The sequence below is a fragment of the Paenibacillus pedocola genome (assembly GCF_031599675.1).
GTDB classification, from domain to species: domain Bacteria; phylum Bacillota; class Bacilli; order Paenibacillales; family Paenibacillaceae; genus Paenibacillus_AQ; species Paenibacillus_AQ pedocola.
Window position 1 is genome coordinate 41,016 of record NZ_CP134223.1, and the last position, 21,364, is coordinate 62,379.

17 protein-coding genes are annotated in these 21,364 nt (G+C 51.9%); all 17 read left to right on the forward strand.

Annotated features, from left to right (window positions below; all coding sequences use genetic code 11):
• The first annotated feature begins 60 nt into the window (after window positions 1-60).
• The 17 genes from mfd to ftsH all read left to right on the forward strand — a co-directional run bounded on the left by mfd (window position 61) and on the right by ftsH (window position 21,277).
• Entirely contained in the window at window positions 61-3,585 is a 3,525-nt protein-coding gene (mfd, locus tag QU597_RS00210; protein WP_206102641.1) for a transcription-repair coupling factor, read from the forward strand.
• Complete coding sequence (locus tag QU597_RS00215; RefSeq protein WP_310830878.1) at window positions 3,572-4,636, forward strand: peptidylprolyl isomerase; 1,065 nt, start codon at window positions 3,572-3,574, stop codon at window positions 4,634-4,636. The genes mfd and QU597_RS00215 overlap by 14 nt, the downstream gene beginning before the upstream one ends.
• Before the next feature lie 284 nt (window positions 4,637-4,920).
• Window positions 4,921-5,463, forward strand: a complete 543-nt coding sequence (gene spoVT, locus QU597_RS00220) for a stage V sporulation protein T (RefSeq protein WP_054944026.1) — start codon at window positions 4,921-4,923, stop codon at window positions 5,461-5,463.
• Between the two features lie 137 nt (window positions 5,464-5,600).
• Window positions 5,601-7,292: a putative polysaccharide biosynthesis protein gene (locus QU597_RS00225; protein ID WP_310830879.1), complete on the forward strand. Its 1,692-nt coding sequence runs from the start codon at window positions 5,601-5,603 to the stop codon at window positions 7,290-7,292.
• Window positions 7,293-7,354: 62 nt separating this feature from the next.
• A complete protein-coding gene (gene yabN, locus QU597_RS00230; RefSeq protein WP_310830880.1) occupies window positions 7,355-8,851 on the forward strand; it encodes a bifunctional methyltransferase/pyrophosphohydrolase YabN in 1,497 nt (498 codons plus the stop codon).
• 334 nt (window positions 8,852-9,185) lie between these two features.
• Window positions 9,186-9,458, forward strand: coding sequence for an HU family DNA-binding protein (locus QU597_RS00235; RefSeq protein ID WP_054944024.1), 273 nt, complete (start codon window positions 9,186-9,188; stop codon window positions 9,456-9,458).
• Window positions 9,458-9,736, forward strand: coding sequence for an RNA-binding S4 domain-containing protein (locus QU597_RS00240; protein ID WP_038584395.1), 279 nt, complete (start codon window positions 9,458-9,460; stop codon window positions 9,734-9,736). Before QU597_RS00235 ends, QU597_RS00240 begins: the two co-directional genes overlap by 1 nt.
• A 188-nt stretch (window positions 9,737-9,924) precedes the next feature.
• On the forward strand, window positions 9,925-10,209 hold the full coding sequence (gene yabP, locus QU597_RS00245; protein WP_054944023.1) for a sporulation protein YabP: 285 nt from the start codon (window positions 9,925-9,927) through the stop codon (window positions 10,207-10,209).
• Entirely contained in the window at window positions 10,206-10,769 is a 564-nt protein-coding gene (gene yabQ, locus QU597_RS00250) for a spore cortex biosynthesis protein YabQ (protein ID WP_310830881.1), read from the forward strand. The genes yabP and yabQ overlap by 4 nt, the downstream gene beginning before the upstream one ends.
• Window positions 10,770-10,790: 21 nt before the next feature.
• On the forward strand, window positions 10,791-11,126 hold the full coding sequence (locus QU597_RS00255) for an FtsB family cell division protein (RefSeq protein WP_054944021.1): 336 nt from the start codon (window positions 10,791-10,793) through the stop codon (window positions 11,124-11,126).
• Between the two features lie 124 nt (window positions 11,127-11,250).
• The gene (locus tag QU597_RS00260; RefSeq protein ID WP_236337506.1) at window positions 11,251-11,754 is read left to right on the forward strand and encodes a S1 domain-containing RNA-binding protein; all 504 of its coding nucleotides are present in this window, start codon (window positions 11,251-11,253) and stop codon (window positions 11,752-11,754) included.
• A gap of 345 nt (window positions 11,755-12,099) precedes the next feature.
• Window positions 12,100-14,610 (forward strand): stage II sporulation protein E, encoded by a 2,511-nt coding sequence (gene spoIIE / locus QU597_RS00265; protein WP_369698835.1) that lies wholly within the window; start codon window positions 12,100-12,102, stop codon window positions 14,608-14,610.
• 717 nt (window positions 14,611-15,327) lie between these two features.
• Window positions 15,328-16,074 (forward strand): vWA domain-containing protein, encoded by a 747-nt coding sequence (locus QU597_RS00270; RefSeq protein ID WP_310830882.1) that lies wholly within the window; start codon window positions 15,328-15,330, stop codon window positions 16,072-16,074.
• Complete coding sequence (locus QU597_RS00275; protein WP_370656224.1) at window positions 16,064-17,002, forward strand: protein kinase domain-containing protein; 939 nt, start codon at window positions 16,064-16,066, stop codon at window positions 17,000-17,002. The genes QU597_RS00270 and QU597_RS00275 overlap by 11 nt, the downstream gene beginning before the upstream one ends.
• An 82-nt stretch (window positions 17,003-17,084) precedes the next feature.
• Window positions 17,085-18,527 (forward strand): tRNA lysidine(34) synthetase TilS, encoded by a 1,443-nt coding sequence (gene tilS, locus QU597_RS00280; protein WP_310830884.1) that lies wholly within the window; start codon window positions 17,085-17,087, stop codon window positions 18,525-18,527.
• Window positions 18,528-18,572: 45 nt separating this feature from the next.
• Entirely contained in the window at window positions 18,573-19,112 is a 540-nt protein-coding gene (gene hpt, locus QU597_RS00285) for a hypoxanthine phosphoribosyltransferase (protein ID WP_206102652.1), read from the forward strand.
• Between the two features lie 110 nt (window positions 19,113-19,222).
• A complete protein-coding gene (ftsH, locus tag QU597_RS00290) occupies window positions 19,223-21,277 on the forward strand; it encodes an ATP-dependent zinc metalloprotease FtsH (RefSeq protein WP_310830885.1) in 2,055 nt (684 codons plus the stop codon).
• The last annotated feature ends 87 nt before the right edge of the window (window positions 21,278-21,364 follow it).

The following is a 21,364-nucleotide window of genomic DNA, read 5'->3' on the forward strand; positions in this document are numbered from 1 at the left end:
AATAGGTGACGGTGATTTCATAATCACCGTCAGCCTGTTCAGTAAGAGAGGTGTCTTTAGTTGTTACACGGTCTTATAGAAGCATTCTCCAAAGATCCTGATTTTCAATCTGTCACCCGTGGTGTCGCTGCAGGCATGAAGGAGCAGCTCATTTCGGGATTGTCCGGCTCGGCCAGACAAATTATGCTGGCGGCGCTGCATGAAGAGACTGCACGCCCGCTGCTCGTAGTGACCCATAATATGTTCTCAGCCCAGAAGATGGCTGAGGACTTGCAGGAAGCGCTTTCTCCTGATCGCGTGCTGCTATACCCTGCCAATGAGCTGGTAGCCGCTGAAGCAGCGGTATCCAGCCCGGAGACGCTTGCCCAGCGGATCGATGTGCTGACCAAATGCGCGCAAGGCTTCCGTGGTATTGTCGTGGTTCCTTACTCCGGCGTCCGCCGTCTGCTTCCCTCGCCGCATGTGATGGCCGAAGCCCAGCTGACCATTTCGCAGGATGGGACCCTCTCTCTGGAGGATTTCCTGATATCCATGATTGGGATGGGATATGAACGGGTAGAGCGGGTTGAGAACCGCGGCGAGCTTAGCGTACGGGGCGGCATCATCGACTTTTATCCGATGACCTCTGCTTTGGCTTACCGGGTGGAGCTGTTCGATGATGAGGTGGACTCCATCCGGACCTTTGACCCGGCAGATCAGCGTTCCATTGACAAGGTTCGCGGTGTGAAGATTACACCTGCCAAAGAGATTATTGCCGAGCGGTCCCGTCTGGAGTCGGCGGCTTCAGCGGCTGCGGACATGCTGGAACGCCAGCTGGAGAAGATGACCGACCGGCAGGCCAAGCTGCGTCTGCGTGAGGAAATGGGCCGTGAGCTGGAGATGCTGCGGGAAGGCACTTATTTTCCTGAAATCTATAAATATATTAGTCTCTTATATCCTGAACGTACTCATTTATATGATTACATGGCGCAGGATACGCTGCTGGTGCTGGATGAGCCTGCAAGACTGCTGGAGACTGCGAAACAGCTGGAACGCGATGAGTCTGAATGGAACCTGCATCTGCTGCAGAACGGCAAGAATCTGCCGGACCTCCATCTCTCTGTGGACAATGATGTAATTATGTACCGCCGGCCGTTCCAGAGCCTGTTTATGTCGATCTTTTTGCGTCAGGTTCCCCATATCCAGCCCCAGAACATCCTTGGCTTCATCAGCCGCGGCATGCAGGATTTCCATGGACAGATGAATGTACTGAAATCCGAGATGGAGCGCTGGCATAAATCAGGTGTACAGGTAGTGATGCTTGCGAGCAGTGAGGAAAGGATGGAACGGGTCCGCCGGGTGCTTGATGACTACGGTATTGAGGAGCCTACGTTGCTGCAAGGTAACCTGGGGTCCGGCTTCGAGCTGCCTTCCATCCATCTGGCGGTAATTACCGAAGGGGAAATGTTCTCCCAGAAGCAGCGCAAAGCGCGCAAGGTGTCCAAAGGAATCGACAATGCCGAGCGGATTAAGAGCTACACTGAGCTTAAAATCGGTGATTATGTCGTTCATCAGAATCACGGGATCGGCAAATACATGGGGATCGGTACGCTCGAGGTCAGCGGCATTCACCGTGATTATATGCATATTATGTATGCCGGCGGTGACAAGCTGTCTGTGCCGATTGAACAAATTGATCTGATCCAGAAATATGTCGGTTCGGAGGACAAAGAGCCGAAGGTCTATAAGCTGGGCGGTAACGAATGGACGAGAGTTACGAGCAAGGTACGCTCCTCTGTGCAGGATATCGCGGATGATTTGATTAAGCTCTACGCGGAGCGGCAGAGTGCGCTTGGCTACGGATTCGAGAAGGACACCCAGGAACAGCGCGAATTCGAGGAAATGTTCCCTTATGAAGAGACGCGTGACCAGCTCCGGGCGATTGAGGAAATCAAGAAGGACATGGAGCAGAACCGTCCAATGGACCGGCTGCTGTGCGGTGACGTAGGATACGGCAAGACTGAAGTGGCGATACGTGCCGCATTCAAATCTGCGATTGAAGGCAAGCAGGTGGCTGTTCTTGTACCGACCACCATTTTGGCACAGCAGCATTACGAGACGTTCCGGGAACGGTTCGCCAATTATCCGCTGAACATTCAGGTGCTCAGCCGGTTCCGCAGCCGTAAGGAGCAGAATGAGACGATCAAGGGCGTGCGGCAGGGAACCGTGGACGTGGTCATCGGGACACACCGGCTGCTGTCACAGGATATGGTCTTCAAGGATCTCGGCCTGCTGATTGTGGATGAAGAGCAAAGATTCGGTGTAACCCATAAAGAAAAGCTCAAAAAGCTGAAGACGAATGTGGATGTTCTCACCCTCACAGCAACACCGATTCCGCGTACGCTGCATATGTCCATGCTCGGGGTGCGGGATTTGTCAGTCATTGAGACTCCACCAGAGAACCGCTTTCCCGTACAAACGTATGTGGTAGAGCATAGCCAGACGCTTACGCGTGAGGCGGTGGAGCGTGAGCTGGCCCGCGGCGGTCAGGTTTATTATCTGTACAACCGTGTACAGGGCATTCAGGAGATGGCTGCACAGATTTCTATGCTTGTTCCGGAAGCGCGGGTGGGCATCGGCCATGGCCAGATGTCAGAGTCGGAGCTGGAGAAAACGATACTTGATTTCCTTGACGGGGAATATGATGTGCTTGTCAGTACGAGCATTATTGAGACCGGGGTAGATATCCCTAACGTCAATACACTGATTGTGCATGATGCCGATAAAATGGGGCTGTCCCAGCTGTATCAGCTGCGCGGACGGGTGGGCCGTTCCAACCGGATTGCCTATGCCTACTTCACCTACCAGCGGGATAAAGTACTGACAGAAGTAGCGGAAAAACGCCTGCAATCGATCAAGGAATTTACGGAGCTGGGTTCCGGCTTCAAAATAGCTATGCGTGACTTGTCCATCCGCGGTGCCGGAAATCTGCTTGGCGCAGAGCAGCACGGATTCATTGCCTCTGTCGGATTCGATCTGTATTCGCAAATGCTGGCTGAAGAAATCCGTAAGCGGAAGGTTACGGTGCTTGGGGAAGAGGATACTTCGCTCAAGCAGGGCAACACCATCATTGATTTGTCGATTGACGCCTATCTGCCGTCCGAGTATATTTACGACAGCATTCAGAAGATTGAAATTTATAAAAAAGTTGCAGCGGTAGCCACCTTTGAGGATGCCGGCGAGCTGGAGGATGAGCTGCTTGACCGGTTCGGCGAATTACCAGAGGCGGTGATTAATCTGCTGTCGGTAGCACGCCTTAAGGTATACGGTAAACTTTACGGCATGGAATCTATGGTTCGGCGCGGCGACGAGGTTGCACTCAATTTCCATGAAGGCAGCACGGCGGCGTTTGACACGGCAAAACTCGCGAAAGTTGGAAATAGCTTCGAAAGACGTGTACAATTTGATAGAGATGCCAAAGCAGGCATCCGCATTAAAGCTAAGGATCTCAGTGACAAAGAGCTGCTTGATCTGCTGGAACAGTTTCTGGCGGCAGCGAAACAGTCGTTAAAATCGAAGGGAGAACTACACAATGTCGTTAAATAAAACAAAATCCTGGAAAGTGCTGCTGGTGTCATTAGCCGCGGCCGTTTCCTTCTCTATGCTATCTGCCTGCAGCAGCAATAATAACAACAATAGCGCTGCTGAAGATAACAGCAAGGCTGTAGCAACCTATAAAGACGGCACAATCACCGAGAAGGAATTCGATCTGGATACCCGTGTTATGAAGTTCCTGTCTCCGCAGCAGGCACAGTATCTGGAAATTGATGCCTTTAAGGAGTCGATTCTGAAGCAGGAGGTTGCATTCGAGTATCTGGCCGGCAAAGCGACGGATGAAGCAAAGAAGCAGGCGGAGAAAGAAGCAGAAGTGCAGGTGACCTCGCTCAAGACCGCGCTTGGCGATACTTATGAAAGCTCGCTGAAGGAGCAGAATTTGACCGAAGCTGAGATCCGTACGTATATGGTGCGTGTGCTTACCGTATATCAGGACATGCTGCTCAAAATTACCGACGATCAGGTAAAGGCTGAATTTGAAGCGACCAAAGGCGATTTCACGGTGGCGACACTGCGCCACGTGCTGATCGGGCTGACCGATGCCGCCGGTAAAGAGCGGACGGATGAAGATGCACTGAAGCTGGCTAAAGAAGTAAAGGCCAAGCTTGACGGCGGTGCGGATTTTGCCGCAGTTGCCAAAGAGTTCTCCGATGACACTGCTTCGAAGGACAAGGGGGGCGAATATAAGGATGCTACCCTGGGTACTTATGTAGAAGAGTTCAAGAAGGCCGCGCAAACCCTGCCGCTGAACACCATCAGTGATCCGGTGAAGACAAGCTATGGTTATCACATTATGAAAGTGGAATCACGTACAGAGACCACCTTCGACAAGCTGACCGACGAGCAGAAGGAAACCGTCAAGAGCACGCTGGCTTCCAAGAATCTTGAATCCTTCCTGGACAAGGATCTCGAATCGCTTGAAATCAAGATCGATCTGCCTAAGAGCTCTGCCGCTGCAGATGAAACCGGATCAACCAATAGCGGAACTAAGGCTACTGAAGCTCCAAGTGCATCACCGGCTGCCACAGAAGCCGCTGAATAACCAAATAAAGAACAGACAAGCCATCCTGACGCTTCCAAGCGAGGGATGGTTTTTTTGTTATCTCCAGTTGGTATAATTTAGTGGAAACAGGCGCATCCTTGGAACAAATATCCGGTAGCCGCGAGGATTTGGATATTATATTTTATGCAGGCCTTAGCATGTATAAGGAACTGGGAAGAGATGAATACTATGGTCAGATATTACGATAAATCACTGGGATTATCCTTTCCCATAATGGACAGTAGTTGGACCATACTTCTTAAGAAAGCGGGGCAACATGTGAAATGAAAGCTACTGGTATTGTTCGCCGTATTGATGACCTCGGCCGAGTTGTTATCCCTAAAGAGATTAGACGCACTCTGCGTATCCGTGAAGGCGATCCGCTGGAAATCTTCGTCGATCGTGACGGTGAAGTCATACTGAAGAAATATTCCCCGATCGGGGAGCTCGGCGATTTCGCCAAGGAATATGCGGAATCCCTCTTTGAAGGCACCGGACATATCACAATGATTACTGACCGTGACAGCTTCATCGCCCTTGCCGGCGGCTCCAAAAAAGATTACCTGGAAAAACAAGTAGGAGTGCTGCTCGAAAAGGTTATGGAAAGCCGTAAGACGGTGCTTGAAACAAATGCCGGGAATTACGACATCGGAAAAGATCATGCGGAGATGTTGTCCAGCTATGTAGCTGCCCCCATTATTTCCGGCGGCGATCCGATTGGCTGCGTAGTTCTGCTGAATAAAGATGATTCAGTGAAAATGGCGCAGATGGAAGTGAAAATGGCCGAGACCGCTGCCGCCTTCCTGGGCAAGCAGATGGAGCAGTAACCGATTGGCGCCAGGTGCCCCGCTTTCCTTTTGATGTACATCAAAGGGAGAGCGGGGTTTTGTCGTCTGCCTGCATGCGTTATAATATTAGGAATTCATCCCATTATGACAGTTATAGCTGTAGAAGCAGGTAAACCATGAAATTAAACCCGCAAGGCTCCAAGTTGCTGCAAGGAGCATTTATTCTCAGTGCAGCAGCTATTGTCTCCAAGCTTATTGGTACGCTGCAAAAGATCCCGCTGCAAAATTTAGGCGGGGATGCCGTTTTCGGCATTTATAATACGGTTTATCCGCTGTATACGATGCTTGTCACGGTCGCGATGCTGGGTCTGCCGCCCGCCATATCCAAATTTGTAGCCGAGGCTTCCGCCGGAGGAGATGAGGCAGAAGGACGCCGGGTACTCCGGCTGTCGGCAATCCTTACAGCCATCAGCGGCCTGGTTATCGGTGTGCTTACCTATGCCGGTGCTCCGGTCATTGCAAGGTGGGTCGGAAATTCGCATGTTATACCAGCGCTGCATACCAGCGCCTGGGGGCTGGCAGTTGTACCGCTGATGGCAGCCATGCGCGGCTACTTTCAGGGATTGCATAATATGGTGCCGACGGCTGTATCTCAGGTTGTAGAGCAGTCAGTCCGCGTTATTGTGATGATCGCACTGCTGCTGTATCTGACAAGAAATGGTGCGGACGCAGCCAGTATAGCGGCTGGCGCGTTGCTCGGCTCAGCCGGAGGCGGAGCCGCAGGGCTCCTTGTCATGCTGCTGTTCTGGCGGCGCCACCGCCATAAGGTCTCCGCATTACTGCCGGAAGCTGCATCCGAATTATCCGCCGCCGCTGCTGAGACTGCAGCAGGTAGACAGTCCGGCTTCAGCGCGGCGGCCGGGGGCCGGCGGCACAAAGGCATCCAAGCCCGGCAGCTGCTCACCTACGGGCTGCCGGTAATGCTGGGGGCATTAGCCGTGCCGCTGGTCGGACTGGTCGATGTGTTTACAGTCCCCCGGCTGCTGTCGTCATCCTACAGTGAAGCGGCTTCAATGGCGCAGTTCGGCATTTACAACCGCGGTCTGCCGCTTGTGCAGATCGTGACGATGCTGGCGACCTCACTGTCAGTTGTATTCATACCGGCACTGGCCGAGGCCAAATACCGCGGGGACGAGGGGCTTGTAAGAACCCGCTGCAGCCTGTCGTTGCGCTGGTTCTGGCTGCTGGGCCTGGCCGCTTCAGTCGGCCTGGCAGTCCTGGCAGAGCCGATTAACGTGGCTCTGTACGGCGATGCCGCCGGCAGCAGCACGATGATCTGGCTGGCCTTCACCGCCGCCGGCGGCACGGTCAGCATCATCTCGGCCGCGCTGCTGCAGGGCCTTGGCGCCGTGCGTGCGCCGGCGCTGCATCTGTTGGCCGCAGCAATGCTTAAGGCGGCCCTCAACCTGCTGCTCGTGCCGCAGCAGGGCATTACCGGCGCAGCCATCGCCAGCGTGGCTACGCATCTGTTCGCAGCTGCGCTGAACGTGCTGCTGCTGCACCGCCAGGGCTATCTGCGGCTGCGCTTCGCAGATGCCCTGGTGAAGCCCGCGCTGCTGCTCGCGGGCTTAGGGTTGGCCGCCGCCGCTGTGAGCTCCGGCGCCGGCTTTGCTGCGGCTGCCGCCGGCTTCGGCGGCGGGCGGACGGCAAGCCTCGCGCAGAGCCTGCTCGGCGTGCTGGCGGGCTGCGCTGTCTTTGCCGCAGGCGCGGTAGCCCTGCGGCTGCTCAGCGAGAGCGAGCTGCGCCAGCTGCCGGGCTTCGGCCCGAAGCTGGCGGATAAGCTGAAGAAGCTGCGCCTGTTCCCTTAAGAAGCGGGCACATGGCATACGCTCGGAGATTTGATTGATAGCATAAGAAGGAGTGGAACGGCATGAGTGCAACATTAACAGTGGTTGGCCTGGGTTCAGGCAACCCGGACCGGCTGACGCTGGGCATTATTAAGAAACTGAAGGCGGCAACGACCGTTTACGTACGGACCGCTGAGCATCCGGTAATGGCGGCGCTCAAGGAGCTGGAGATCTCTTCCCGATCGTTTGACGGGTTATATGAGTCGCTGGATTCCTTTCCGGAGGTATATGAAGCGATTACTTCCCGATTAATCGAAGAAGCGCTGTCTGCACCGCAGGGTACTGAGATCGTCTATGCTGTTCCAGGCCACCCGATGGTCGCGGAGTCGGCGGTATCCCTCCTGCGCCAGCGCTGCCCGGAAGCGGGCATTGAGCTGCAGATTCTCGGCGGGGAGAGCTTCCTGGATGAGGCATTTGTGCGCCTGGGCTTCGATCCGATTGAAGGCTTTCAGCTGCTGGATGCCTCGGGGATCCGCAGCTCCCAGCTTCAGCCGCAGCTGCATACCCTGATCGGCCAGGTCTATGACAGCTTTACAGCATCAGAAACAAAGCTGTGTCTGATGGAGCTGTACCCGCCGGAGTACGAAGTGATTGTGGGCCATGCGCTTGGAGTGGAACAGGAGGAGCGTATTCTACGGGTGCCGCTGTATGAGCTGGACCGGCTGGACGGGTATGGCAACCTTTCACTGGTGTATGTTCCGGCGAACCGTTCGGAGGATGCGCGTAAACGCACCTTTGCCCGCCTTCATGAAATCGTTGATACCCTGAGAAGCCCGGAGGGCTGTCCTTGGGACCGTGAGCAGACGCATGAATCGCTGCGGAAGAATCTGATCGAGGAAACCTATGAGGTGCTGGAAACGATCGATGAGGATGATCCTGACCATATGAAGGAAGAGCTTGGGGATCTGCTGCTGCAGATCATGCTTCATTCCCAGATGGAAGAGGAGCTGGGCACTTTTAGTGTCTATGATGTGATTGAGGGATTGAATGATAAGCTGATCTTCCGTCATCCGCATGTATTTGGCGGCAAAAACGCTGCAGATGCCGAAGAGGCGCTGAAAAACTGGGAAGGCATGAAAGCTGAAGAGAAGCGGCTAAAAGGGATGATGCCTGAAGCGGAGTCAGCGCTTAGCGGTGTTCCCCGCGATCTGCCGGCACTTATGAAAGCCTACAAGCTGCAGAAGAAGGCATCGAAAGTGGGCTTCGACTGGGACAATACAACCGACGTTCTGGCCAAAATCCGCGAGGAAGTTGATGAGCTGCAGGAAGCGATTGAGACCGGCGCAACGGCTGAAGAGCAGATGCTTGAGCTTGGCGATCTGCTGTTCGCAGCAACTAACATTGCCCGCTTCATCGGAGCCGACCCGGAGGAGGCACTGACCCGCACTAACCGCAAGTTTGTGTCGCGTTTTGCATACATCGAGCAGCAATTGCTGAATCGGGGGACAAGTGTGAAGGAGAGCGGCCTGGAGGTCATGGAGCAATTATGGCAGGAAGCGAAGGCGGAGGAGCGGAAATAGCCCTGCTGAATCGGGTGAAACTATCAAAATCCGCCTGTCATGGCTGCTTCGGAGAATGGTATATTTTCTTGGATATTGCCGTATAGGTGCGGCAAGAAGCGGCAATGCTGTGAATGAGCCTTAATTCCCTGGTTTCAAATGCAGTGAGAGGTTTATAATGTAGTAGTGCTTTGAGCCTGGAAAACTACTATATTTTTAAAAAAAAGGTCGTTGTGGCAGGATTTCAGAGCGGCATCAAGAATATCATAAAGACGAAATGACGATTTGCGCCAGATTCTGGCAGCATGGATCGCATTTCATTTATTTTTTCGTATCCTAGGAGGAACTTCAAATTATGAACAAGACAGATCTGGTAAACAACATTTCCGAAAAAAGCGGATTGGCCAAAAAAGATGTAGAAGCAGTACTGAACGGCGTACTTAGCGAAATTACAGAAGCTTTGTCCAAAGGCGATAAAGTGCAGCTGATTGGCTTCGGTACTTTTGAAACCCGCAAACGTTCCGGCCGCACCGGCCGCAACCCGCAATCGGGCACACCTATTGAAATCCCTGAATCGACTGTACCGGCCTTCAAGGCTGGAAACAAGCTCAAAGAAGCCGTTAACTAATGCGTTTGGACAAGTTTTTGAAAGTGTCCCGGCTGATCAAGCGCCGTACCGTGGCCAAGGATGTGTCCGAACAAGGCCGTGTGCTGATTAACGGGAAAGAATCCAAACCAAGCAGCACAGTAAAGATCGGTGACGAGATTACGGTGCAATTTGGTCAAAAGCTCGTAACGGTCAAAGTGGAGAAGCTGGTCGAAACCACCCGCAAGGATGAAGCAGCCGGTATGTACACACTACTCCGTGAAGAGCCTGTGGCCAAGAGCAGCGGTCTTGACTGGTAAGAGCTGATAGCTGAACAGAATAAAGAGCGCGGGCTTTACGATTAGGTAAAGCTTGCGCTCTTTTTATATTTTCTTGATCCTGTGCAATTTGCGTAATGATTTTGAGGTATGACTCAAATTGTATATCCCTGTGTTCTATAACCCTTCTGATCACCATAGATTAGAATCAAGAAGGAGGGGTACATGCTATGATCGAGCCAGTCAAAGTCAATAAACAGCACGATCTGCACATGCGCAGTCGCAAGCAATTGGAACTTACAGGCGTGCAGAATGTAGAGAGCTTCGATAGCGAGGAGTTTCTGCTTCGGACAGAACTTGGCCATCTCACCATTCGCGGGAATCATTTACATATCAAAAATTTAAGTCTCGAGAACGGTATTCTGTCCCTGGAAGGCAATGTCCATTCCCTGATTTATCTCGATCCCGGATCGCAGGGGAAAAACAAGGGCATACTCGGCAAGCTGTTTAAATGAACCCCGCGGTTCAATGGATGACCCTGCTCTATATGATGCTGGCCGGCACAGCTATGGGATTGACCTATGACAGCTACCGGGTGCTGTCGCTGAAGCTAAGCTTTCCCAAATGGCTGAATGCGCTGCTGGATCTGCTGTATTGGGTATGGGCGGCCCTGCTCGTCTTTCGCATGCTGTATGCCGGAAATCAGGGGCAATTGAGGTTTTATGTCTTTTTGGGCCTCTTCTTAGGCGTATGGATCTATTTTTTGATCTTCAGTGTTACGGTGCGGCGTTTTGTGGTAATGTTAATTCAGTCGGTACAGTACACATGCAGACTACTATGGAGAATATTGGAAACATTAATAGGTGTACCGCTGCTCTGGCTATGGCGCCTTCTAAAAGGGACGCTGCTGCTGCTAGGCCGTATCCTGTTATTTATCCTGAAGCTGCTTTTGCGTCTAACGAAGCCAATTTGGGTACTTCCAGTAAGGTGGATCTCTCCGTATTTGTCCCGGCTCTATCATTCCGCCTGGATTACGAGATCTATTGAATGGATAAACGCATGGCGGAAACGCTGACCTTTAATGGGGGTACGACGTATGAGCAGATTATCTGCGGAAGACAAGGGAAATCTAAGCGAAGCTTTGACCGCAGGCGCAAAGAGAAGAAAATTCATCTGGCTCCTCGTGATGGCCGTGTTTTTTGGTTGGTCCGGCTATATTTTCTTTGACCAGAGCGCTTCAATTGCGGACAAGAAAGAGGTGCTTGCCAAGAAGCAGGCAAGTAATGAGAATGTGACGGCCTCTCTCAATCAGCTGAAATACGAAGTGTCGAGGCTAAATGAAGATGAGTATATCGGCCAATTGGCGCGGAAATGGTACAATATGTATCTCCCGGGGGAACTGCCAATTCGTACGGAGCAATCAGGGCAATAAAGCAGGCCAAATAAGGCTTTCGCTGTGTTGCCTTGCTTTGCTCTTTACTGTATAATCAAATCACCGCAGACAGGATGGACTTTATATTCGTCTGTATATTTTTAAGGGAGGATCATTTTATTCTATGGCAATTGAAGTGGGCACCAAGTTAGAGGGCAAGGTGACAGGCATCACGCATTTCGGAGCATTTGTGGATCTGTCAGGAGGTGTCACAGGTCTCGTTCACATTTCGGAAATCGCCGATAACTACGTCAAGGATGTTAACGATCATTTAAAGATTGGTGATGTAGTAACCGTCAAGGTGATCAATGTTGACAAGGACGGCAAGATCGGGCTTTCCATTAAGCAGGCTGTAGATAAGCCGGCATCGGAAGTACGTCCCCCTAGAGCTCCAAGACCAGAACGTCCAAGCGGCGGAGACCGTTTCGGCGGCGGTGGCGGCAGTGGAGGCGGCGGCGGTGGTGGTTACAATCGTGAACGGGGTGGGCGTCCATTCAAGCCTGCAGCCGGTAAACCTTCATTCGAGGATAAAATGTCACGCTTCCTGAAAGACAGCGAAGAACGGATATCTTCGATCAAGAAGAACACAGAAGGAAAGCGCGGAGGCCGTGGAGCTAAACGCGTATAATTCAATACTTGTACATCATAAATAACCGCGGGGGCAATTGCCCCTTGCGGTTTTTTTGTCGCTGATACACAAATTGCCGACAGCATCCTTGCCAATCTCACATAACTCTAGGGCAATCGCTGACGAATGTCCGCGGTAGCGCTTTCCGATCTTTGGGAGGAGCGCAATCTTAAAGTCTATCAATCCGCTGACCCGTAAGGGATAGCTCTAAATTTCCATAAAATGTCGGCGCAGGCTTTTTTGTCGGAAATTTCTTGAGCGCCGCTCTCTGTTTCTGACAAACTTTAATAGAACCGCCCGCTTATAATGAGAACCATAAATTCTTAAACGGGTGGTGCAAAGGAAATGAATAAAAGCAATGTGGTGAATTTGCCGGAGTGGGCCAAAGCTGGAAGCAAGGACAAGGCGCAGAAGGAAGAAGCCTGGAGTATGCGGTTTAAGAACTGGGGTATCAAGCAGCCGCTTTTCCAGCTTATCACAGTCAAGAAATGGATGCTGCTGCTGAGTCTTATGGGCTTTCTGTTGGGACGGGCCATGATTTTGGACGAGCTGTCACCCTTTGCTGCAGCATACTTTGCAGTCATTGTGTTTATGCGGAGAGACTCTATGCTGCCCGTGGCTGCGGCTATCGTTCTTGGCAGTCTGTTCACTCCGTTTCCCGGTGCTATTGTAGTTGCTTCTGAACTGATTATTTTCTTCCTGATCTATAAGGGGCTTGAGAACTTTCAGCGCGTAGACCTCTCTTATGCACCGCTGATGGTATTCGTATCCTCGTTTATGGTCGGCCTGTTCCGGGTGGTGATTGGGCCGTCCATCGCCTGGTATCCGCTGATGATGTCCGTCATTGATGCACTTCTCGGGTTTGTGCTGACGCTAGTGTTCTTGCAGGCGCTTCCGCTCTTTACGTTTAAGCAGAAAAGCCGGGCGCTGCGCAGTGATGAGATCCTATGCCTGATCATTCTGCTTGCTTCCGTAATGACCGGCCTTGTAGGCTGGACCGTAAACGGATTGTCGCTCGAACATATATTATCCCGGTACCTCATTTTGCTGTTTGCGCTGGCCGGGGGTGCTCCACTCGGCGCTGCTGTTGGGGTAGTGACAGGTCTAATTCTCAGTCTTGCCGATATCGGGGCTATCTACCAAATGAGCCTGCTTGCCTTCTCGGGTATGCTGGCCGGTATGATGCAGTCCGGGCGCAAAGGGGCGGTATCCATGGGAATGCTGCTGGGATCAACCATTCTGTCCGTTTATTTTCTTGGTCCGGGTGATGTAATGGCCTCAACCTGGGAGACTAGTGCAGCTGTGCTGTTGTTTCTTCTCACACCTAAAGGCATTATTTCTGCCATTGCCAAATATGTACCGGGCACTGCCGATCACAGCCGGTCGCAGCATGAATATGCCCGTAGAGTAAGAGATATTACGGCAGACCGGGTTACGCAGTTTTCCCAAGTATTCCAGCAGCTGTCCAGCAGCTTCGGCCAAATTCCCCGGGCCGGGGAAGCGGGGAAGACGGATCGTGAAATGGAGGATTTCATGAGCACCGTAACCGAAGGCGCCTGCGCCGGCTGCATCCGCCGGACTCACTGCTGGGATGCCAAGTTCTATCAGACCTACAGATACATGACAGATATGATGACTACCGTAGAAGAGTGCCCGGATATAACGGCCGCCCAGCTTCCTCCGGAGTGGAACCGGATTTGCGGTAAGACGGCCGAGGTGCTGGAGGTCATGAAAGGCCAATATGATCTTTACCAGCATGATATGCGCTGGAAAAGACAAATATACGACAGCCGCCAATTTGTTGCTGAGCAATTATCCGGCGTCTCCCAGGTTATGGAGGATCTGGCCAAAGAGATTAAACGTGAGGGACAGGCTATGTACCGGCAGGAAAGCCAGATCCGTGAAGCATTGGAGAAGCTGGGACTGTCCATTCACAGCATTGAGATTCTCAGTCTTGACCCCGGACGGGTAGAGATTGAGGTAGTCCATGCTTATACACGGGGATTTGATGAATGCCGCAAAATGATCGCCCCGCTGCTCTCTGACATTCTGGAGGAGAACATTGCCGTCGTCAGTGAAACGGCTGTTCATCCGCGTGAGGGATTGTCCATGGTCACGTTCGGCTCGGCGAAGGCTTATGAAGTGAGCACGGGTGTGGCCGGTGCGGCTAAGGGAGGCGATTTGCTCTCCGGCGACAGCTTCAGCACGGTGGAGCTGGGCAATGGCACCTTTGCGGTATCCATCAGTGACGGGATGGGGAACGGGGAACGTGCCCGGATGGAGAGCAGCGCTGCGCTTTCGATGCTGGAGAAGCTCCTGCAATCGGGAATGGACGAGAAGCTGGCCGTGAAATCCGTCAATTCCATTCTGTTGCTGCGTTCACCGGATGAATTCTATGCGACGGTGGATATGGCGCTGATAGACCAGTATTCGGCGCAGACGACCTTTATGAAGATTGCTTCTGCACCGAGCTTTATCCGCCGGGGCAGCGAGGTCATTCCCATTACTTCAAGCAATCTGCCCATCGGGATTATAAAAGATATTGAGGTCGATCTGATCAGCATGCAGCTGCGCCCGGGCGATATTCTCATAATGATGACCGATGGTATTTATGATGCGCCCGGATATGCCGTTAATAAAGAGATATGGATGAAACGGCTGATTCAGGAGCTTGAGGGCGATGATCCGCAGGATATGGCCGATGAGCTGCTGGATAAGGTAATCCGGTATCAGGGCAATGAGATACATGATGACATGACCATTGTCGTCACCCGTCTTGATCATTTCCATCCGGAGTGGTCCAGCCTGCATATGCCCGGTATTGGCCGGATGGAGCGTCCGCGCACCGTGAGTTAAAGATAATTTGGTAGGTAACCTATCATTTGAAGTCCGCTATACGTCTTGGAGTATTGTTTATGCATTATATATGGAAGGATTGCTGTCTAGCTGCCAGTTTATAAGAGGAGCATGTAGTGGGAATTAATCCACTTACATTCCTCGTGCCGGCTATGGAATTAATTCTAGCGGGAAATTGTCCATTTAATTCTCCGCCTTGTTGACGGAATGGCTGATTTCACGTGATCTTAATGGAGTTTTTCCAACTAAATTATGATTTTTGAAAATATGCATCCAATTAGGTGGAGTTATTCCCATTATAGCGATGGTTGCTAACCAACGAGAAGTCTGTCATCTCAGGTATCTATCGGATTTCCAGGAGTGTCGCCTAATCCGGCGAGTCCATTCAATAGACTAGCCCGTCTCTGCCCCGCCCCGTTTCAAAAGCCGCTGGTTCAGCGGCTTAATCATATGATTCAAAATAAGTGAATTAACGGAACGGAGAGGAATTTTGGAGCTGTAGAAGCGTTAGCGTTGGCCTTTGTCCCCGGATTTACACCTTATGATGTATTCCATAAATCCAGGGACAACAGCGATCGGAAGCCCAAAAGTTCCTCGCAGTGACGCTTTTTCACGAATTTATTAAATCTATGGTCTTCCGCCTAAGAGGCGGCGTTTGAAATCTCTCAACCTTGGATATGCTAGAAACAGAACAAGGCAAAGGGGAGTGAACAGGTCATGAGACAAATCTTGCTCATTACTGACGGTTGTTCAAACGTGGGGGAAAGTCCGGTGATGGCTGCGGCGCATGCCCGGCAGGAGGGAATCACCGTGAATGTCGTTGGCGTAGTGGATTACGGGACGATCGGAGAGCTTGGGAGCCGGGAGATTGCGGATATCGCCAAAGCCGGCGGCGGACTCAGCCGGATCGTCGGCACGCCGCAGCTGGCGCAGACGATGCAGATGATGACCCGGAAAACCGTGGTTCAGACTATTCAGCAGGCGGTTAATAAAGAGGTAAAAAAAATACTCGGTGAAGGCTCGCTGGAAGAGCTTCCTCCGCTTAAACGTTCGCAGGTCGTTACTGTGGTAGATGAGCTTACGGAGACCACACCGCTGCGCATAGCACTGCTCATAGATGCAAGTGCAAGCATGAAGCCTAAGCTGGGTGCAGTTGAGGAGGCAATCCGTGATTTGGCGCTCAGCCTGGAGGCGCGGGAAGGACGCAGCGAGCTTGCCGTGTTCCATTTTCCCGGACGTTCCAGCAGCGAGGATGCCATGCTCGATATGGACTGGAGCAGCGATGTATCCGAAGTCCGCTCCCTGTTCAGCAGGCTGAAGATGAGGGGAGCTACACCGACAGGACCGGCGATTTTCAAGGTGCTTGAGCATTACCGTTATGATAAACTGGATGAACACCGTGACCGCCGCGTCAGCGAGGACCAGGGTGAACGAGAAGGGATGATTGGTGGGTATGTCGTCTAATCCACCCTATCCGGTAGGCACCGTAATTTCAGGCAAATGGCGGGGGAACCGCTATGTTGTCGAACGGCTGCTGGGAAAAGGGGCGAACGGAACCGTATATCTCGTGCAAAGAGAAGGCAGACGGGAGAAGTATGCGCTCAAGGTCGGAAACGACACGCTTGAACTGCAGTCTGAAATCAATGTGCTGACTTCCCTTCAATCCTGCCGTAAGCGCAGTGAGTACCGGGCACGCCGTGAATCTCCGCTCTCCTCTTATCTGCTGGAATCGGATGACTTTAAAGGCGGGGACAATGAGCCGTTTTACGTCATGCGTTATGTGGAGGGGCGGCCGCTGCATCTTTTTTTGGCCAAAAACGGTGCCTCCTGGCTGGGGCTGGTCGGACTGAAGCTGCTGGAGAAGCTGCAACTGCTGCACGAATGCGGCTTTGTGTTTGGAGACCTGAAGCCGGAGAACGTGATGGTATCGGATTACGGGGAAGCCGAGCTGATTGATTATGGCGGTGCAAGTCCAATGGGACGCAGTGTCAAGCAATTTACCGAATGGCATGACCGCGGGTTCTGGAACGCCGGGAGCCGCACGGGTGATGAGAGCTACGACCTCTTTTCATTTGCCGTGCTGTGCCTTCGCCTGCTTAATGAGGACGGGCTGAAGGTTGCTGCCCAGCAGCTTCCGCAGACCCGGAGCGTGGATGAGCTGACCAGACTGGCCAGAAATCTGCCGGACAAAAAGCTTTCCTCCTGGCTGTGCCTGGCGCTGAAGGGCGGGTTTACCGGATCAGCGGCGGCAGCGGCGGCGTGGAAGCATCATATCTATAATCAGCGCAAACCAGCCAAAGAGACTATGGCAACTCCGCGCTGGCTGAAGAATGCCTTTGCACTTTCTTTGTTTGTGCTGGCCTTTACAATTTACTGGGTGCTCCGTTTTTGACATTATACATACTACATACGATCCAGGGCCCAATATGCCGCTCAGAGCTCTTGTATTTAACAGGCAGGAAAGGAAGCCGCAGATGGAGCAAATGAATGAACTAGTGCAGTACGTAATGGAGTCCGCGGCCGAGCATGAGCTGTGGGCACCCCATGACACCATTGTAGTCGCAGTTTCCGGAGGACCGGACTCTGTGGCTCTTTTGCGTATTTTGCATGAAATATCCTTGAACCGTACACCGCTAAATCTGATATGCGCCCATGTGAACCATGGCTTTAGAGCTGAGTCGCAGGAGGAGGCTGAATTTGTCCGCGCACTGGCGGATGAGCTGGGTTTACCTTTTGAGCTGGCTGAATTCGATATTCCCTCTATTGTGAAGAAAAGCGGTCTGGGACCGGAGGGAGCAGCGCGGGAGAAACGTTATCAGTTTCTGATTGAAACGGCTAAGCGGTATGGGGCGCGCGCCGTCGCACTGGCGCATCATGCCGATGATCAGGCGGAGACGGTGCTGATGCGTCTGCTGCGCGGCAGCGGTCCTTCGGGACTGGCCGGGATGCGCTGGAAAAGAACCGAAAAAAAGGTGGAACTCATCCGCCCCTTTCTGCGTATTAACAAAACAGCTCTTATCGGGCTGTGTCAGAGTGAAGGGTTTGCTTATGCCATGGATGCCAGCAATCTGCTTATGAAATATAAGCGGAATGCGGTTCGGCTGGAGGTGCTGCCGATGCTGGAAAAGTATAACCCCAAAGTAAAGCAGTCGCTTCTGCAGCTGTCTGAAATTGCCGGAGCGGAAGATGAATTTATGGAGGCGAATGCGTTAAAATGCTTCGAAGAGCTAGTTTTGTTCGAGCATGGAAAATACACCTTTAAGAGAGCTTCATTTGCGGCCGTGCCCTCCGCTTTACAACGGCGTTTGATTAAACTAATATTAAATTATCTGTCGGCGGATTCACGGGCCTTGGATTTTTCCAAGATCGAAGCAGTGCGCCGGGGGACGCTGCAGGAACATCCCACCGTATGGAGTCTGGATTTGGGTGGGGGGCTGATCTGTGTGCGGCAATACGATACCATTTTGTTCTCGTCCAAGCCTCCGCAGCAGCAGGTTAGCTATACATATCGGCTGTCTTTGCCCGACTCCCGCCTTGAGCTATGGGAAATCGGAAAAGCAATGACAATGACGGTGCTGGAGAGGGAAAGTTTTGCTTTACAGGGGGAGGATTCCGGGAAGATGTCAGCCTGGTTTGACAGCGATGAGCTGGTGCTGCCGCTGACCGTCCGTTCCCGATTGCCTGGAGATACCATAAAGGTTATGGGATTAAACGGAAGCAAAAAGGTAAAAGATATTTACATTGATGATAAAATACCTTCTTCCGAACGTTCTAGAATTCCCCTCGTTTGTGATGGTTCGGGCAATATCGTCTGGATTCCGGGCGTAAGACGCTCGATGCATGCCGCAGTAGGGCGGCACACGGCCTCGGTTCTGCTCTTAACTCTGGAAGAACTGGAGAAAAGCGGAGAAACGTAATGGTCGCTGTAAGTCTTTCATAGTATAACTTAGGAGGTTCGCAAGTTGCAGAACGATATTCAGGAAATCTTGATCAGCCAAGAGGAAATTCAACAAAGAATCAGGGAGCTCGGCGCCCAGCTGAGCGAAGAATATGCAGGACGCACGCCTTTAGTGATCTGTGTGCTAAAAGGCGCGTTTATCTTTATGGCAGATTTGGTTAAAGTCATTACAGTACCCGTTGAAATGGACTTTATGGCAGTATCCAGCTACGGTGGTACGACCAAATCATCCGGTATTGTCAAAATCATCAAGGATTTGGACACATCAGTTGAAGGCCGCGATGTTCTGATTGTGGAGGACATTATCGACAGCGGTCTTACGCTCAGCTATTTGATTGACATGCTGCAGGGCCGCAACGCTGCTTCTGTCAAAGTAGTCACCCTGTTCGACAAACCGTCAGGCCGTGCAGTTAATCTTGAAGCCGAATTTACCGGTTTTGTGATTCCTGATGCATTCCTGGTCGGCTACGGACTAGACTATGCCGAGCTATATCGGAACCTCCCTTATGTCGGTGTGCTGAAGCCTGAAATTTATTCCAAATGAACCAATCGACAGCCTTAGATCTACGGATCAGATTCCCGGGCCTGATGTTATTTGAGGACTCCGGGCAGGCTATGGTACAATAACTTGAGCGTTGTGAGAGGAGGTAGGGGATGAATCGGTTCATCCGGAATTCTGGTTTTTATTTGATTTTATTTTTAGTCGTGGTGGGCATTGTCCAGTTTGTCAGCAATGGAAATGAATCCGCCGATTTCCCTAGATACGATGAGTTACGGCAGGAGATCAAAACTAACAATGTGAAGAGCATGACGATTCAGTTTGAAGGTAATGCATTTCTGGTTACCGGTGAATACAAAAATTTGCCGACTGATGCCAAATCGAAAAGCTTCTCCACATATGTTCCTCCTACTGATGCAGCCATCAATGAACTCATATCCGCCAGCGATTCCAATGGCGTAGAGTTGACCCAGAAGAAAATGGAAGGCGACAGCATCTGGCTGACATTCCTTTCTTCCATTATCCCGCTGGTAATTATGTTCATCCTGTTCTTCTTCCTGTTCAATAATGCGCAGGGCGGCGGCGGCAAAGTGATGAACTTCGGCAAGAGCAAAGCCCGCCTGTACAATGAAGAGAAGAAGAAGATCAGCTTCGAGGATGTTGCTGGTGCTGATGAAGAGAAGCAGGAACTGGTCGAAGTGGTCGAGTTCTTGAAGGATCCTCGTAAGTTCGCTGCAGTAGGTGCCCGTATTCCTAAGGGGGTACTGCTGGTCGGTCCTCCAGGGACTGGTAAAACCTTGCTGGCCCGCGCTGTTGCCGGTGAAGCAGGCGTTCCTTTCTTCAGTATTTCCGGTTCCGACTTTGTAGAAATGTTCGTCGGTGTCGGTGCTTCCCGTGTACGTGACCTGTTCGAGAATGCCAAGAAGAATGCTCCATGTATCATCTTTATTGATGAGATCGATGCAGTGGGCCGTCAACGCGGCGCCGGACTCGGCGGCGGACATGATGAACGCGAACAGACGCTCAACCAATTGCTCGTCGAGATGGACGGCTTTGGCGGCAACGAAGGTATCATCATCGTCGCGGCTACTAACCGCGCAGACATACTTGATCCGGCGCTTCTCCGTCCGGGACGTTTTGACCGCCAGATTACGGTTGACCGCCCTGATGTGAAAGGCCGTGAAGCTGTACTGAAGGTTCACTCCCGTAATAAACCTCTTACGAAGGACGTCAGACTTGATGTTATCGCTAAGCGTACTACCGGGTTTACCGGTGCCGACCTGGAGAATTTGCTGAATGAAGCGGCACTCCTCGCTGCCCGCCGTAACCGCAAGGATATTACCATGCGGGAAGTCGATGAAGCGATTGACCGTGTAATCGTGGGTACTGAGAAACGCAGCCGTGTCATCAGTGAACGCGAGAAGCGCATCGTTGCTTATCACGAAGCAGGTCATACCATCGTTGGCTACTTCTTGGAGCATGCTGATATGGTTCACAAAGTAACAATTATCCCGCGCGGACGTGCTGGCGGATATGTCATTATGCTTCCTAAGGAAGACCGTATGCTTGTTACCAAGCAGGAACTGTTGGATAAAGTAACCGGACTCCTCGGCGGACGTGTGGCCGAAGAATTGTTTATCGGTGAAGTAGGAACAGGTGCATACAGTGACTTCCAGCAGGCTACACGCATCGTGCGAAGCATGATTATGGAATACGGTATGAGCGACAAGCTGGGACCTATGCAGTTCGGCACCTCCCAAGGCCAGGTATTCCTTGGCCGTGATATTGGGCATGAGCAGAACTACAGTGATTCCATTGCTTACGAAATCGATCAGGAAATGCAGAACTTTATCCGCAGTTGCTATGAGCGCTGCCGTGAGCTGCTGACTAAGTATTCTAAGGAAATGCACTTGATCGCTAACACACTTCTTGAGAAGGAAACGCTGGAACTTGATCAGATCAAAGAACTGATTGAGCAAGGGTACCTGACTGAGGATGGCAAACCGGAAGAAGTGCCTGGGGTGACTCATGAAGCAGGAGAGCCAGTCATTGATTCTATTGGTGATGTGCGTGTTCGTATTCAGGGCAAAACCGATGATGATTCAGCTACACTGCCTGATCTGACCAAGGATATCCCGAACAAAACGGATTCCGAGGACGGAAATGATCCGAACGGCGGCAATAAAGACGGCGGCGGAAGCCTGGTCTAAGTTGCCCATGACCGAATAAAGAGTATACAGTCCAACCGGAGAACCCATGGGTTCTCCGGTTTTTTTTGTAATATAAGCATGGATATA

What these genes read in the sequence shown, in the direction of transcription:
- QU597_RS00255 (WP_054944021.1), top strand. Translation starts at nt 10,791, where the DNA reads ATGAGCAGATTATCTGCGGAAGACAAGGGAAATCTAAGCGAAGCTTTG.
- yabN (WP_310830880.1), top strand. Translation starts at nt 7,355, where the DNA reads ATGAGTGCAACATTAACAGTGGTTGGCCTGGGTTCAGGCAACCCGGAC.
- spoIIE (WP_369698835.1), top strand. Translation starts at nt 12,100, where the DNA reads ATGAATAAAAGCAATGTGGTGAATTTGCCGGAGTGGGCCAAAGCTGGA.
- QU597_RS00275 (WP_370656224.1), top strand. Translation starts at nt 16,064, where the DNA reads ATGTCGTCTAATCCACCCTATCCGGTAGGCACCGTAATTTCAGGCAAA.
- ftsH (WP_310830885.1), top strand. Translation starts at nt 19,223, where the DNA reads ATGAATCGGTTCATCCGGAATTCTGGTTTTTATTTGATTTTATTTTTA.
- QU597_RS00240 (WP_038584395.1), top strand. Translation starts at nt 9,458, where the DNA reads ATGCGTTTGGACAAGTTTTTGAAAGTGTCCCGGCTGATCAAGCGCCGT.
- QU597_RS00270 (WP_310830882.1), top strand. Translation starts at nt 15,328, where the DNA reads ATGAGACAAATCTTGCTCATTACTGACGGTTGTTCAAACGTGGGGGAA.
- QU597_RS00260 (WP_236337506.1), top strand. Translation starts at nt 11,251, where the DNA reads ATGGCAATTGAAGTGGGCACCAAGTTAGAGGGCAAGGTGACAGGCATC.
- yabP (WP_054944023.1), top strand. Translation starts at nt 9,925, where the DNA reads ATGATCGAGCCAGTCAAAGTCAATAAACAGCACGATCTGCACATGCGC.
- QU597_RS00225 (WP_310830879.1), top strand. Translation starts at nt 5,601, where the DNA reads ATGAAATTAAACCCGCAAGGCTCCAAGTTGCTGCAAGGAGCATTTATT.
- spoVT (WP_054944026.1), top strand. Translation starts at nt 4,921, where the DNA reads ATGAAAGCTACTGGTATTGTTCGCCGTATTGATGACCTCGGCCGAGTT.
- QU597_RS00235 (WP_054944024.1), top strand. Translation starts at nt 9,186, where the DNA reads ATGAACAAGACAGATCTGGTAAACAACATTTCCGAAAAAAGCGGATTG.
- tilS (WP_310830884.1), top strand. Translation starts at nt 17,085, where the DNA reads ATGGAGCAAATGAATGAACTAGTGCAGTACGTAATGGAGTCCGCGGCC.
- yabQ (WP_310830881.1), top strand. Translation starts at nt 10,206, where the DNA reads ATGAACCCCGCGGTTCAATGGATGACCCTGCTCTATATGATGCTGGCC.
- QU597_RS00215 (WP_310830878.1), top strand. Translation starts at nt 3,572, where the DNA reads ATGTCGTTAAATAAAACAAAATCCTGGAAAGTGCTGCTGGTGTCATTA.